The sequence below is a fragment of the Pseudomonas rhodesiae genome, assembly GCF_007858255.1.
GTDB lineage: Bacteria > Pseudomonadota > Gammaproteobacteria > Pseudomonadales > Pseudomonadaceae > Aquipseudomonas > Aquipseudomonas rhodesiae.
Map to the genome: position 1 here is coordinate 33,587 of NZ_VFEU01000017.1, position 14,771 is coordinate 48,357.

A 14,771-nucleotide genomic window follows, 5' to 3' on the forward strand; every position below is an offset into this window, starting at 1 on the left:
GCCCACATTTACCTAAAGCAAGGCGCGCTCCATGTCTCCCCTGAACCAGGCGCTGCGCGCCGCCCTCGACCATCGCCAAGACTTGATCCACGAGCTGCATGCTCAAGGCACCGATTGCTACCGACTGTTTCACGGCAGCCAGGAAGGCGCCGGCGGCTTGACCATCGACCGCTATGGCCCGCAGTTGCTGGTGCAGAGTTTCCATCAGTCACTGCAAGCATCCGACTTGCTGGACCTGCATCGACAGATCAACCAGCACATGGGCATGGAGTTGCTGCTGGTGTACAACGACCGCTCCCGAGGCAACTCGCGGATCGATCGCGAAGACTCGGTGTACCGCGCCGAACCCGCCGCTCTGCAAGACCTGGTCGGCCACGAGTGGGGCCTCAATTACCGTGTGCGCGGACGGCATGCCGGGCAGGACCCGCTGTTGTTTCTCGATCTGCGCAACACACGTGGCTGGGTCAAAGAACACGCCGCCGGCAAGAGCGTGCTGAACCTGTTCGCTTACACCTGCGGTGTGGGCCTGAGCGCCGCCGCTGGGGGTGCTCGGGAGGTGTGCAACTTGGACTTCGCCGAAGGCAACCTGGCGGTCGGGCGCGAAAATGGCCAGCTCAACCCCCACCTGCAAACGATGAACTTCGTGCAATCGGACTACTTCCCCGCCATTCGCCAATTGGCCGGCCTGCCGATCACTCAGCGTCGCGGGCAGAAACTGCCCAGCTACCCGCGCCTGGAGCAGCGCCAATACGACCTGGTATTGCTCGACCCACCCGCCTGGGCCAAGAGCGCCTTCGGCACCGTCGATCTGTTGCGCGACTATCAGAGCCTGCTCAAGCCCGCCCTTCTAACTACCGCCGACAACGGCGTGTTGATCTGCTGCAATAACTTGGCAAAGGTCAGCATGGACGACTGCCGTGAACAGGTGCTGCGCTGCGCGGAAAAAGCCGGGCGCCCTGTACGTGATTGGAAAGTGATGACTCCGGGCGCAGATTTCCCATCGCAAGATCACCAGCCGCCCCTGAAAACGCTGATCCTGCAGCTGTAAGATTCGTCCCAAACGCCCGGCTCTTCGGAACCGAAAACCCGTGCCATACTCCAAGGCACTCCTTGTTCGACATAGATGGCGTCACCCATGCCAAAAGGATTGATCCGCGCCGCCGGCGCCTTGTTGACTGCCCTGGCCTTGTACAGCTTGCTGGGCTTTTTGATCCTCCCCGGCATTGGCCTTCGCATTGCCAACCAACAATTGGCCGAGTACGCCACAGTGCCAGCACGCATCGAGCGGATCGAACTGAACCCGTTCAGCCTTGAGCTGACGGTCTGGGGCCTGAAAATAGGTGACCCGGGCAAGGAGCAGCTGGGCTTCGAGCGTCTGTATGCCAACCTTCAGGTCGACAGCCTTTGGACCCGCGCCCTGCATCTGGCCGATGTGCAACTGGACAAGCCCAAGACCGAATTGCTGTTCGACAAATCCGGCCAATTGAACCTGGCGCAGTTGTTCAAACTACCACCCAGTGAGCCAACACCGACTGATCCTGACGCCAAGCCCTTCCCGCTGCGTGTGGACAACATCAAACTGGCCGGTGGCTATTTGCACTTTGAGGACTTGCGCCCCAGCGAGCCCATCGAATTCCTCTACGACAAACTCGACTTCGAACTGAAGAACCTCAGCACCCTCCCTGAGGACAATGCCGACATGACCCTGGTCGCGGCCGGCCCCGAGGGCGGGCATATCGACTGGAAAGGCAATTTCAGCCTGGTGCCGATCACGTCCCAGGGCACCCTGAAGGTCACCGACGGCAAAATGAAAGCCTGGTGGCCGTATGTGCGCGACGCACTGCCCTTGGTGCTTGAAGATGGCGTACTCAATTTCAGCACCGAATACACCCTCAGCCTGGCCAAAGATACCCAACTGAACCTCACCAACACCGCCGCCAGTATCGCGCCGTTTGCCATCAAGGCGCCGGACGGCCGGCCACTGGTGCGATTGGAGCGCCTGGACGTCAGCGACACCACCGTGGACCTGGCCAAACAGCAAGTGGTCGTCGGCAAAATCCGCAGCAATAAGCTCGAAACCTGGGCCGCGCGTGAGGCTGACGGGCAACTGGACTGGCAAAAACTGTTCGCCAGCCAACCGAGCAAACCGGCCAAGGCACCGGAGCCGGCCAGCGCCCCTGCCACCGCCGATTCGCCCAAGGCAGAACCCGCCGCGCCCAGCAAGCCATGGCAAGTGCTGCTCAAGGATGTGCAACTGCGCAACTACCAAGTGCATCTGGCTGATCGTCAGGCCAAGCCTGCGGTCGCACTGGAACTGGGCCCGCTGAACGTCGACATGCAGAACTTCGACAGCCTCAACGGCAGCCCCTTCAACCTGAAAATCGATAGCGGCTTAGGCAAACAGGGCAAGCTGCAGGCCAGTGGTGAGGTCAACCTCAACCCGGTCAGCGCCAGATTGAAAGTCACTACCCAGGACATCGACCTGCGTGTCGTCCAGTCCTATATCAGCCCCTTCATACGCCTGGAGCTGCGTAGCGGCATGCTCGGCAGCAATCTGGACGTCAACCTCAAGAGCACCGAACCGCTGGCACTCCAAGTCACTGGCCGGGCTCAGGTCGACCAACTGCACACTCTCGATACGCTCAAGACCCGCGACTTTCTCAAGTGGCAGCGTCTGGTACTCGAAGGCGTGAATTACCAACATGGCCAAAGCCTATCGATCGATAAGGTCAACCTGCTGCAGCCGTACGCCCGTTTCATGATCAACGATGACCGCACCACCAACGTTGATGACCTGCTGATTCCGCAGCCGGCGGACACTGGCGCCAAGTCGACGGCCAAACCGGCTGCGAGCAAAGACAAGCCGCTGGGCATTCGCATTGGGCAGATTGCGATCAACGACGGCTCGGCCAACTTTGCCGACTTCAGCCTCACGCCTAACTTCGCCACGGCGATTCAACAGCTCAACGGTCAGATCGGTACCATCGACAGCCGCCAGGCCAAGCCCGCCAGCGTCGACATCAAGGGTAAGGTCGACCGCTATGCGCCCGTGACGATCAAAGGCAGTGTCAATCCGTTCGATCCGATGGCGGCGCTGGACATCGCCACCAGCTTCAAACGGGTCGAACTGACCACCCTCACGCCTTACTCAGGCAAGTTCGCCGGTTTCCGTATCCGCAAGGGCCGCCTGAACCTCGACCTTCATTACGTGATCACCAAAGGCCAACTGAAAGCTGAAAACAAAGTGGTGGTCGAACAGCTGCAATTGGGTGAAAAAGTCGACAGTGCCGATGCGGTAGATTTACCGATTCGTCTGGCCATTGCACTGCTCAAAGACAGTGACGGCAAGATATCCATCGAGCTGCCCGTCAGTGGCGACCTCAATAACCCCCAATTCAGCGTTATGCCGATCGTTTGGCAGACCCTGCGAAACCTGGTGGTTCGCGCCGCCACGGCGCCTTTCAAATTCATTGGCGGGCTGGTCACCGGCGGTGGTGCCGAAGACTTGGGTAACGTCTCGTTCGCACCGGGCTCCAGCGAATTGAGCAAGGACGCCGAAGACGCGCTGAATAAACTGGCCACGGCGCTTAAAGAACGCCCTACCCTGCGCCTGGAAATCGAAGGCACCGCCGCCGCCAGCAGCGACGGGCCATTCCTGGCTGAACAGCGCTTGGAACGCGAATACCAATACAACTACTACAAGATGCTGCAACGTCGGGGCGACAAAGTCCCGGCCCAGGCCTCCCTGTTGCAAGTACCGGAAAGCGAGAAAGCGCCCCTGCTGGAAGGCATCTACCGAACCCGCTTGAAACAGCAGCCGCCCGCGGAGTGGAAAGACCTGAGCCGAGACGAGCGTTCGGCGAAGCTTAAGGACGGCGTGATCAAGTTCTGGAGCACCAGTGATGTGCTGTTGCGCCAATTGGGTCAAGACCGTGCCAGTACCATCAAGGACTACTTGGTGGATAAAGGGCAATTGGAAGACGATCGGGTTTACTTCATTGATGCGCAGTTAGGCCAGGCTGAAAAAGACGGTAGCGTGGTAACGCCAATGCATCTGGATGCCGAGTAGTGAGGGGGCGTATCTAGGCGCATTGTGGCTGGGGCCGTGCTCGTACTGGGGCGCCGGTTCCAGTAGTGTCCGTCCGGCCCGGCCCAGACGCCAAAGACGATGATGCCTACCTCACGCCAAGTCACAGTCTTGGCGTATTTTGAAGGAAGCCCTCAAACGGCTGCAGGCGCAGCCGGTAATTGAGATCGGCCAGCTACCGCAGCCTACGTAGAATGGCCGCTAACTAAGGCACGTTAAGCTGGGCCGACGCCATCAACGCACTGGCGACTCTTGACCCATAGCCCAAACTGTTTCATTACCTCAACCACAGGCTCTAACCGCCGTCCGTCGAGTGTGAGCTCATATTCAACCGTGACGGGCACGGTGGGAAATACTGTACGTTTGACGAGACCTGCTTCCTCAAGAGCGCGTAAATCGAGGGTTAACATCCGTTGGGAAATAGCGGGGATGTCCCGCCTAAGCGCATTAAAGCGCTTTGGCCCATCGAGCAGGTATGAGGCAAGGAGCAGACGCCAGCGACCACCGAGCAAACGCATCGCTTCTTCGACTGAGCAGCCAGATATATTGTCTTTCATGGTCAAAATCCTAGACGGATGTAGGTATATTTTTTGTACCTATACTACAAAATAGTGCGTTCTTCCTATTTTATACCTGACATCTAGAATGAGCTGAAGCCACCTCTCTGTTGGAATTGAAAGCGCTTACTCATGCTCTGGAGTCTGTAAATGAAGCTGTACTACATCCCCGCATCTTGCTCCTTATCGCCCCATATCGTCATGAATGAGCTTGGTCTCGACGCCACGCTGATTAAAGTCGATTACAAGAAACACCTCACCGAATCAGGCGCCGATTACTTAGAGGTCAACAGCTTCGGTTATGTGCCCGCAATCGAGCTGGACGACGGCACTCTCCTGCGTGAAGGCCCAGCAATCGTGCAGTATTTGGGTGACCTGAGGCCGGAGATTGGGCTTGTTCCCCCCAATGGCACCCTTGATCGATACCGACTTCAAGAATGGCTGAGTTTCCTGACGTCGGAGATTCACAAAGGGTTCATTCCGCTGTTGTACGCCACACTCGCAGGTAAATACGTAGACACTGCCAAGCCGAAGTTGGAGAAGCGCTTCGCCTGGATTGACGAACAGTTGAGTACTCGCCCATACCTCATGGGTGATTCCTTCACTGTGGCGGATGCCTATTTGTTCGCATTGACAGGCTGGGGGCAGGCCGCCTGGCTGGCCAGTTATTACAAAGCCGACATTCACTTCGACAATTTGCCTAACCTACATGCCTGGTATGACCGGGTTAAAGTGCGTCCTGCCGTTCGAAAAGCGTTGCAAGAAGAAGGTCTTGCGTGAACGTGTGTGCAGGTCGATTCGAGATAGCTATGGACAATCGATGCCAGCTCCCCCGGTGCAGTAGGCTCGCTTGTCGCAGTCGGCCTTAAAATAGAACAGGCCCCGACACAAAGTGCCGGGGCCTGTAATGACCACTTCCGTGTGGTCGGTCGCATGAACCTCAGAGGTGCATTGAGTGGATATCTAACTCACGCGCCGCCGCCGCTAAGTTCAGACGAACTGTTGAGCGTTACTCGGCTTTCAGACCATCAGCCGATACAGCTTTAACGCCTTTGATTTTCTTGGTGATCGCAACAGCAGTGGCTTTCTGCGATTCGGTCACTGGGGTAGCGGAGGACAGGGAAACCACACCTTTGTTGGTTTCGACCTTGATATCGGTGCCAGGAATGCCTTTCTCGGTTACCAGGTCAGCTTTGACCTTGGTGGTGATCCAAGTATCCGAAGTGGCTTCTTTGGACTTGTCGATGTTGTCAGCCTTTGCAGCGCCGCCAGCCATCAGGCCATCAGCGGAAACAGCGGTAACACCTTTGATTTTCTTGGTGATAGCTACGGCAGTGGCTTTCTGCGAGTCCGAAATTGCTACATCGGAAGACAGGGAAACCACGCCTTTGTTGGTTTCAACCTTGATGTCCGAACCTGGAATGCCTTTTTCGGTCAGCAGATCAGCTTTGACTTTGGTGGTGATCCAGGTATCCGAAGTGGACTCTTTAGCCTTGGTCATCTCGCCAGCAGCCAGGGTCATCGGCGCCTGAGTAGGTTGGGCGAAGGCAGCGTTGGCCATAGCCAGGGTCAGAGCGGTAGCTGTTGCGGTAGCGAGAGCGAACTTCTTCATACGAGTAACTCCTGTTTTATTAAAAGTCTGCAGCGTGTAAACCTCAATGCTGCAGCGTTAACAGGGATATTGCAGGCACTGTGCCAATTCTATTTTTTCAATTAAAACCTTTAAAAACAATGAGTTACAAATCAATGCTATTTCCGGAATCGTGCATATTGCATGAAGCCCTCAACACCTGCATGCAAGTTGCGGCTTTTGGGTTTTCATTAACCGTCTGATTTCTAGGCATTTTCCGGTAGCCATAAAAAAGGACTCCGAAGAGTCCTTTTTTCAGCTTGAGACCTAGGGGTAATTAAACGCCCGAGGCTTTGGCCGCTGCTACGTCCTTGATGGACAGCTTGATACGGCCGCGGTTGTCCACGTCCAGTACCAGTACTTCCACTTCCTGGCCTTCTTTGAGGATATCGGTCACCTTCTCAACGCGAGCGTCGCTCAACATGGAGATGTGAACCAGACCGTCCTTGCCTGGCAGGATGTTGACGAATGCGCCGAAGTCGACGATGCGCTCAACCTTACCTACGTAGATTTTGCCGATCTCAGCTTCTGCAGTGATGCCCAGCACGCGCTGACGTGCAGCTTCCGCAGCTTCCTTGGTTTCGCCGAAGATCTTGATCGAACCATCGTCTTCGATATCGATCGAGGCCTTGGTTTCTTCGCAGATCGCACGGATGGTCGCGCCGCCTTTACCGATAACATCACGGATTTTGTCGGTGTCGATCTTCATCGCGATCATGGTCGGAGCGTTTTCCGACAGTTCGGTACGCGACTGACCAATGATCTGGTTCATCTGGCCGAGGATGTTCAGGCGCGCTTCCAGGGCTTGGCCCAGAGCGATCTCCATGATTTCTTCGGTGATGCCTTTGATCTTGATGTCCATCTGCAGCGCAGTAACACCTTTAGCGGTACCGGCTACTTTGAAGTCCATGTCGCCCAAGTGGTCTTCGTCACCCAGGATGTCGGTCAGGACGGCAAACTTCTCGCCTTCCTTCACCAGGCCCATGGCGATACCGGCAACCGGCGCCTTCATCGGCACACCGGCGTCCATCAGTGCCAGGGAGGCACCGCACACGGAAGCCATGGAGCTGGAACCGTTGGACTCAGTGATTTCCGATACGACACGGATGGTGTACGGGAACACGTCAGCAGCCGGCAGCATGGCCTGAACCGAACGACGGGCCAGACGGCCGTGACCGATTTCGCGACGACCTGCACCGCCCATACGACCACACTCGCCCACCGAGAACGGAGGGAAGTTGTAGTGCAGCATGAAGGGGTCTTTTTTCTCGCCTTCCAGGGTGTCCAGCAGTTGTGCGTCACGAGCAGTGCCCAGGGTCGCAACTACCAGTGCCTGAGTTTCACCACGGGTGAACAGGGCCGAACCGTGAGTTTTCGGCAGAACGCCGACTTCGATGTTCAGCGGGCGCACGGTACGGGTATCGCGGCCGTCGATACGTGGCTTGCCGTTAACGATGTTTTCGCGAACGGTGCGGTATTCGATTTCACCAAATGCAGCTTTGACGTCGCTGGCGGAAGGCTGGCCTTCTTCACCGGACAGCTTGGCCACGACCTGATCCTTCAACTCGCCCAGGCGAGCGTAACGGTCGGCCTTGACGGTGATGGTGTAGGCGTCGGAGATGGCAGCGCCGAACTCAGAGCGGATGGTGCCCAGCAGTTCGGTGGCTTCGGCTTGCGGAGCCCAGGTCCAGGTTGGCTTGGCGGCTTCGGCAGCCAGCTCGGTGACCGCTTTGATAACGGCCTGGAATTCGTCGTGGGCGAACAGCACAGCGCCCAGCATCTGGTCTTCGGTCAGCTCTTTGGCTTCCGATTCAACCATCAGTACGGCTTCCGAGGTACCGGCAACGACCATGTCCAGGCTCGACGCTTTCAGTTGCTCGTAAGTCGGGTTCAGCAGGTAACCGGTGCTTTCGTGGAACGCAACGCGGGCAGCGCCGATCGGGCCATCGAAAGGAATGCCGGAGATGGCCAGGGCAGCCGAAGTACCGATCATCGCAGCGATGTCCGGATCGGTCTTCTTGCTGGTGGACACGACGGTGCAGACAACCTGCACTTCGTTCATGAAGCCTTCTGGGAACAGCGGACGGATCGGACGGTCGATCAGTCGGGAAGTCAGGGTTTCTTTCTCGGAAGGACGCCCTTCGCGCTTGAAGAAACCGCCAGGGATCTTACCGGCAGCGTAAGTCTTTTCCTGGTAGTGAACGGAAAGAGGGAAGAAGCCTTTGCTAGGGTCAGCGGTCTTGGCGCCAACAACGGTCACCAATACAGTAACGTCGTCATCAACGGTAACCAGCACTGCGCCGGAGGCTTGACGGGCGATACGGCCTGTCTCGAGGGTAACGGTCGACTGACCGAACTGAAATTTTTTGATAACCGGGTTCACGGTGTCCTACCTTCTTTGTGGCTCTTGGGGAACTTGTCTTCTTGCGAAATTCTTGGGCAATGCCGGGAATCGGCCCGACGCTCGTCCAGGGTAAAACGTGCATCCAGATAAAACTTGAGGCTGGGAGCCTGCCATGGGCCAGCGGGATTCCACTGACACACGGCAGACAACCAACCTCTAGCGCAATCGCTTATTAGCGACGCAGACCCAGGCGACCGATCAGAGTCTGATAACGACCCAGATCTTTGCCTTTCAGGTAGTCCAGCAGCTTACGGCGCTGGTTTACCATGCGGATCAGACCACGACGGGAGTGGTGGTCTTTACCGTTGGCCTTGAAGTGACCTTGCAGCTTGTTGATGTTGTGGGTCAGCAGTGCAACTTGCACTTCTGGCGAACCAGTGTCACCAACAGCTTGCTGATAGTCAGCTACGATTTGTGCTTTTTCTTGAACGTCGAGAGCCATGAGGCAATCCTTTTTTCAGGAAACCACCCAAAGGGAAGTTTCAACAGGCCAGGGACAAATCCCTGTATCTAAAAATGAGTGTTGACCATGCCTGTTAACAGCCACACTCGTTCGGTCATTCTGACCGAATCAGTCGACGCGGCGCGATGCGCCCGTCTTCGCTCACTTCACCGATACCGATAAAGCGACCGTTGTGATCCTGTACTCGCACCATACCGAACTTCGGGGCATCCGGAGCGCGTACCGGCTGGCCGTTGAGCCAGTAGAACGCGCTGTGTTCCGAGAAGTGCAGCAATGGCCAATCCAGCAGCCCACTGTCCGATGGCATCAGGAAGCGATCAACCGCTTCATTACCGCCTTCGGCATGCACCGCTTCCAACTCTTCCAACGTCACCGTCTGGACCAGACTGAAAGGCCCGGCCTGGGTGCGTCGCAGTTCTGCAACGTAGGCGCCGCAACCGAGCTTTTCACCGATATCTTCCACCAGGGTACGGATATAGGTCCCTTTGCTGCAGTCCACGGCCAAACGCGCGGTATCGCCTTCACAGGCGAGCAATTCCAAGCGCGCAATAGTAACAGAACGCGGTTCCCGCTCCACTACTTCACCCGCACGCGCCAACTTGTAAAGGGGCTGGCCATCACGCTTGAGCGCCGAGTACATAGGCGGTATCTGGCTGATTTCTCCACGAAAAGCGGGTAAAACAGCTTCGATATCAGCACGACCAACGGTCACGTCACGAACCTGCAGAACATCGCCTTCGGCGTCGGCTGTGGTGGTGGTCTTGCCCAGTTGCATCAGGGTTTCGTAACCCTTGTCGGAATCGAGCAGGTATTGCGAGAACTTGGTGGCCTCGCCGAAGCATAGCGGCAATACGCCAGTAGCCAGCGGATCGAGACTACCTGTGTGCCCGGCCTTCTCAGCGTTAAGCAGCCAGCGGACCTTCTGCAGCGCTGCATTGGAGGTAAAGCCAATGGGTTTGTCGAGCAGAATGATGCCGCTGACGTTACGACGGATACGTTTGACCTGAGCCACCGCTTACTCCTTGGCGTCTTCAGGTGCGGACGGGTGCTGGCTGTCTTCTGCCACGGCACGCTCAATCAGTGCCGACAGATGCGCACCACGCACGACACTTTCATCGTAGTGGAAGTGCAGTTGGGGAACGCTGCGCAGCTTCATTTCTCGGGCCAACTGCATGCGCAGGAAACCTGCCGCAGCGTTGAGCACCTTGATGCTTTGCGCGATTTCTTCGCTGTTATCCTGCCCCATTACAGTGATGAAGATCTTCGCGTGACCCACGTCACGGCTCACCTCAACAGCGGTGATGGTGACCAGGCCAACGCGCGGGTCTTTGACTTCGCGACGGATCAGTTGAGCCAACTCACGCTGCATCTGATCGCCGATACGCTGGGTACGGCTGTATTCTTTTGCCATGTCTTGTTACCTGTTACTGCCACACGGTGAAACCCGTGGGGTCTGAAAGCGGCAAACGCCCGGCCTGACAAGAGCCAGACCGGGCGTTGCGTTTAGAGTCCGTACGCGGTGTGGGGCATTTGCATACCCAATCGCCGCGTGGCTCCGGAAGTGCGCGAGTTAGAGGCTGCGAGCAACCTGAACCTTCTCGAAGACTTCGATCTTGTCGCCAACCTTGACGTCGTTGTAGCTCTTGACGCCGATACCGCATTCCATGCCGGCACGCACTTCGGAAGCGTCATCCTTGAAGCGGCGCAGGGATTCCAGCTCGCCTTCGAAGATAACGATGTCTTCACGCAGTACACGGATTGGGCGGTTACGGTACACAGTGCCTTCGACAACCATGCAACCGGCGATCGCACCGAATTTCGGCGAGCGGAACACGTCACGCACCTCGGCGATACCCAGGATGTTCTCCCGGACGTCGCTGCCAAGCATGCCGGTAAGGGCTTTCTTGACGTCTTCAATGATGTCGTAGATGACGTTGTAGTAACGCATGTCCAGGCCTTCCTGCTCGACGATCTTGCGAGCGCCGGCATCGGCACGCACGTTGAAGCCGAACAGTACAGCGTTGGAAGCCAGTGCCAGGTTGGCGTCGGATTCGGTGATACCACCGACACCGCCACCGACAACACGCACTTGCACTTCGTCGTTACCCAGGCCGTTCAAGGCGCCGTTCAACGCTTCGAGGGAACCACGTACGTCAGATTTGAGGACGATGTTAAGCGTCTTCTTCTCTTCCTGGCCCATGTTCTCGAAGATGTTTTCCAGCTTGCCGGCGTGAGCACGGGCCAGCTTGACTTCGCGGAACTTGCCTTGACGGAACAGAGCCACTTCACGGGCTTTCTTCTCGTCGGCAACCACGCTCATCTCGTCGCCAGCGTCCGGGGTACCGTCCAGGCCGAGAATCTCGACTGGAATGGCCGGACCGGCTTCTTTGATTGGCTTACCGTTCTCGTCGAGCATGGCACGTACACGGCCGTAGTTCGAACCGACCAGAACCATGTCGCCTTGGCGCAGGGTACCGTCTTGAACCAGCACCGTCGCAACCGGGCCACGGCCCTTGTCGAGGCGGGATTCGACCACGACACCGCGGCCAGGAGCCGATGGTGTTGCGGTCAGCTCCAGAACTTCGGCTTGCAACAGAACGGCTTCAAGCAGTTCGTCAACGCCAGTACCCATTTTCGCGGAGACCGGTACGAATGGAGTGTCACCACCCCACTCTTCGGAAGTCACGCCATGAACCGACAGTTCGCTACGGATGCGATCAAGATCGGCGCCCGGCTTGTCGATTTTGTTCACAGCTACAACCAACGGAACCCCAGCAGCCTTGGCGTGCTGAACGGCCTCGATGGTTTGTGGCATCACGCCGTCGTCCGCCGCAACCACCAGGATCACGATGTCGGTCGCCTTGGCACCACGGGCACGCATTGCGGTAAACGCGGCGTGACCAGGGGTGTCAAGGAACGTCACCATGCCACGGTCGGTTTCAACGTGGTAAGCACCAATGTGCTGGGTGATACCACCGGCCTCGCCCGCAGCCACCTTGGCACGACGGATGTAGTCGAGCAGAGAGGTTTTACCGTGGTCAACGTGGCCCATTACGGTCACAACCGGCGCACGGGAAACCGCTTCACCTTCAAACTTCAGGGACTCGGCCAGGGAATCTTCCAGGGCGGTGTCGCTGACCAGGGTCACTTTGTGGCCCAGCTCTTCAGCAACCAGTTGAGCAGTTTCCTGATCCAGCACCTGGTTGATGGTGGCCGGAGTGCCCAGCTTGAACATGAACTTGATAATTTCAGCAGCCTTGACCGACATCTGCTGGGCCAGATCGCCCACAGTGATGGTCTCGCCGATCTTCACTTCGCGCACAACAGGGCCGGTTGGGCTCTGGAAACCGTGGGCGTTGCGTTTCTTCAGCTTGGCCTTGCCGCGACCACCGCGACGGAAGCCATCGCTCTCTTCGTCGGTAGTACGTGGGGCAACGCGTGGAGCAGGCGCTTTCTCTTTGACCGAAGCACGATGCGGAGCGTTTTTACGCTCGCCATCGCCGCCGCCGCGACGATTGTTATCGTCGGCACGTGGTTTGTCCGGACGACGGGGCTCTTCACGCTTACGGTCAGCCGCAGGGGCTGGTGCAGCGGCAACCGGAGCGGCCTCACGCACAGCTTCAACAGGTGCACTTGGCGCGGCAACCGCTTCAGTGGCAGCAGGTTGCGCAGCAGCAGGCTGGCGACGCGCTTCTTCTTCGGCGCGACGCTTGGCTTCTTCTTCAGCCTTCTGACGTGCAGCATTTTCTACTGCGCGACGCTCTTCCAGTTCACGTTTGCGCTCGGCTTCGATTTCTTCCGGGCTGCGCTGTACGAAGACTTTCTTCTTGCGTACTTCAACGCTGATGCTCTTGCTACCCGCAACACGCAGGGTGCTGGTGGTTTTGCGCTGCAATGTAATCTTGCGCGGTTCTTCCACTTTCGCCTTGTGGCTGCTCTTCAAGTGAGTCAGCAAAGACTGCTTCTCACTATCGCTCACACCTTCATCGGCGGCGGTGTGCGGCAGACCTGCCTCACGCATCTGCTGCAACAGGCGCTCTACCGGTGTTTTGACCTCATCGGCCAGTTGTTTCACCGTGACTTGCGTCATGCACTTCTCTCCTCAGGCCGCGCCTAGTTACTCGAACCAATGGGCTCGGGCGGCCATGATCAACTTGCCGGCACGATCTTCGTCAATGCCGTCGATGTCGAGCAGATCGTCAATAGACTGCTCGGCCAGGTCTTCGCGGGTAATTACGCCGCGCACCGCCAGTTCCATCGCCAAATCCTTGTCCATACCCTCAAGCGAGAGCAGGTCTTCGGCCGGATGGGCGTCTGCCAGCTTTTCCTCAGTAGCGATGGCTTTAGTCAACAAGCGATCCTTGGCTCGAGCGCGAAGCTCGTTGACGATATCTTCGTCAAAGCCGTCGATGTTGAGCATTTCTTCCAACGGTACGTAGGCAATCTCTTCCAGGCTGGTGAAACCTTCATCTACCAGAACCTGTGCCAGTTCTTCATCGACTTCCAACTCTTCGATGAAGTTGCGCAGGATGTCGCCGGTTTCAGCTTGCTGCTTAGCCTGGATGTCCGATTCGGTCATCACGTTCAGGGTCCAACCGGTCAGTTGGCTGGCCAGACGCACGTTCTGACCACCACGACCAATGGCCTGAGCCAGATTGTCTGCGCCAACGGCGATGTCCATGGCATGGGCATCTTCGTCAACGATAATTGCCGCCACTTCAGCCGGCGACATGGCGTTGATCACGAACTGCGCCGGGTTATCGTCCCACAGGACGATATCCACACGCTCACCGCCCAACTCACCCGACACCGCCTGAACGCGCGAACCGCGCATACCGATACAAGCGCCCTGCGGGTCGATACGTTTGTCCTTGGAGCGGACCGCGATTTTGGCGCGCGAACCCGGGTCACGGGACGCAGCCATCACTTCGATCAGACCTTCGGCAATTTCCGGCACCTCGATACGGAACAGCTCGATCAGCATTTCCGGGGCGGTACGCGACAGGATCAACTGAGGGCCGCGGTTCTCGGTGCGGATTTCCTTGAGCAGCGCACGCAAACGCACGCCGACACGGAAGGTTTCGCGAGAGATGATGTCTTCACGGGCCAGCAACGCTTCGGCGTTGTTACCCAGGTCGACGATCACGTTGTCGCGAGTTACTTTTTTAACGGTACCGGAGATGATCTCACCCAGGCGTTCGCGATAGGCGTCAACGACTTGAGCGCGCTCGGCTTCGCGAACCTTCTGCACGATGACCTGTTTAGCAGTCTGTGCAGCAATACGGCCGAATTCGATCGATTCGATCTTTTCTTCGACGACATCACCGACCTTTGCGCCAGGGTGCGTTTCAGCAACCTTGCTCGGCCAGGTTTCGATGGCCGGATCATCAAGATCGGCTTCTTCGACGACCGTCCAGCGACGGAAAGTCTCATAGGCACCGGTGTGGCGGTTAATTTCCACACGCAGATCAACTTCGTCTTCAAAACGCTTTTTGGTAGCAGTGGCCAAAGCCAGCTCCAACGCTTCAAAAATCACGTTTGCCGGTACGCCCTTTTCATTGGATACCGACTCAACAACCAGCAGTACTTCTTTGCTCATCGTACGCCTCGCCTTTCGCAAGCCATTGGAT

The 14,771-nt window shown here is 57.4% G+C and carries 11 protein-coding genes; 3 read left to right on the forward strand and 8 right to left on the reverse strand.

Features of this window, described 5'->3' with window-relative positions; genetic code table 11:
• The first annotated feature begins 31 nt into the window (after positions 1–31).
• Both FIV35_RS20975 and FIV35_RS20980 read left to right on the forward strand, forming a co-directional pair.
• Positions 32–1,048: a class I SAM-dependent rRNA methyltransferase gene (locus FIV35_RS20975; RefSeq protein ID WP_034139315.1), complete on the forward strand. Its 1,017-nt coding sequence runs from the start codon at positions 32–34 to the stop codon at positions 1,046–1,048.
• A gap of 87 nt (positions 1,049–1,135) precedes the next feature.
• Positions 1,136–4,069 (forward strand): DUF748 domain-containing protein, encoded by a 2,934-nt coding sequence (locus tag FIV35_RS20980; protein ID WP_034139316.1) that lies wholly within the window; start codon positions 1,136–1,138, stop codon positions 4,067–4,069.
• A 233-nt stretch (positions 4,070–4,302) separates the two neighbouring features.
• Here the strand turns inward: FIV35_RS20980 and FIV35_RS20985 are convergent, their stop codons facing one another.
• Positions 4,303–4,644 (reverse strand): winged helix-turn-helix transcriptional regulator, encoded by a 342-nt coding sequence (locus FIV35_RS20985; RefSeq protein WP_034100702.1) that lies wholly within the window; start codon positions 4,642–4,644, stop codon positions 4,303–4,305.
• A 150-nt stretch (positions 4,645–4,794) separates the two neighbouring features.
• Between FIV35_RS20985 and gstA the strand changes: the two genes are divergently transcribed.
• A complete protein-coding gene (gstA, locus tag FIV35_RS20990; protein WP_034139317.1) occupies positions 4,795–5,424 on the forward strand; it encodes a glutathione transferase GstA in 630 nt (209 codons plus the stop codon).
• Between the two features lie 229 nt (positions 5,425–5,653).
• Here the strand turns inward: gstA and FIV35_RS20995 are convergent, their stop codons facing one another.
• From FIV35_RS20995 to nusA, 7 genes are all read right to left on the reverse strand, one after another.
• Entirely contained in the window at positions 5,654–6,256 is a 603-nt protein-coding gene (locus FIV35_RS20995) for a BON domain-containing protein (RefSeq protein ID WP_034100705.1), read from the reverse strand.
• 295 nt (positions 6,257–6,551) lie between these two features.
• Complete coding sequence (pnp, locus tag FIV35_RS21000; RefSeq protein WP_034100707.1) at positions 6,552–8,657, reverse strand: polyribonucleotide nucleotidyltransferase; 2,106 nt, start codon at positions 8,655–8,657, stop codon at positions 6,552–6,554.
• 193 nt (positions 8,658–8,850) lie between these two features.
• Positions 8,851–9,120, reverse strand: a complete 270-nt coding sequence (gene rpsO, locus FIV35_RS21005) for a 30S ribosomal protein S15 (protein ID WP_003177875.1) — start codon at positions 9,118–9,120, stop codon at positions 8,851–8,853.
• A gap of 115 nt (positions 9,121–9,235) precedes the next feature.
• A complete protein-coding gene (gene truB, locus FIV35_RS21010; protein ID WP_034139318.1) occupies positions 9,236–10,153 on the reverse strand; it encodes a tRNA pseudouridine(55) synthase TruB in 918 nt (305 codons plus the stop codon).
• A 3-nt stretch (positions 10,154–10,156) separates the two neighbouring features.
• A complete protein-coding gene (gene rbfA, locus FIV35_RS21015) occupies positions 10,157–10,552 on the reverse strand; it encodes a 30S ribosome-binding factor RbfA (protein WP_034100712.1) in 396 nt (131 codons plus the stop codon).
• A 159-nt stretch (positions 10,553–10,711) separates the two neighbouring features.
• The gene (gene infB, locus FIV35_RS21020; protein ID WP_034100714.1) at positions 10,712–13,231 is read right to left on the reverse strand and encodes a translation initiation factor IF-2; all 2,520 of its coding nucleotides are present in this window, start codon (positions 13,229–13,231) and stop codon (positions 10,712–10,714) included.
• Between the two features lie 27 nt (positions 13,232–13,258).
• Complete coding sequence (gene nusA / locus FIV35_RS21025; protein WP_034100716.1) at positions 13,259–14,740, reverse strand: transcription termination factor NusA; 1,482 nt, start codon at positions 14,738–14,740, stop codon at positions 13,259–13,261.
• Positions 14,741–14,771: the final 31 nt, after the last annotated feature.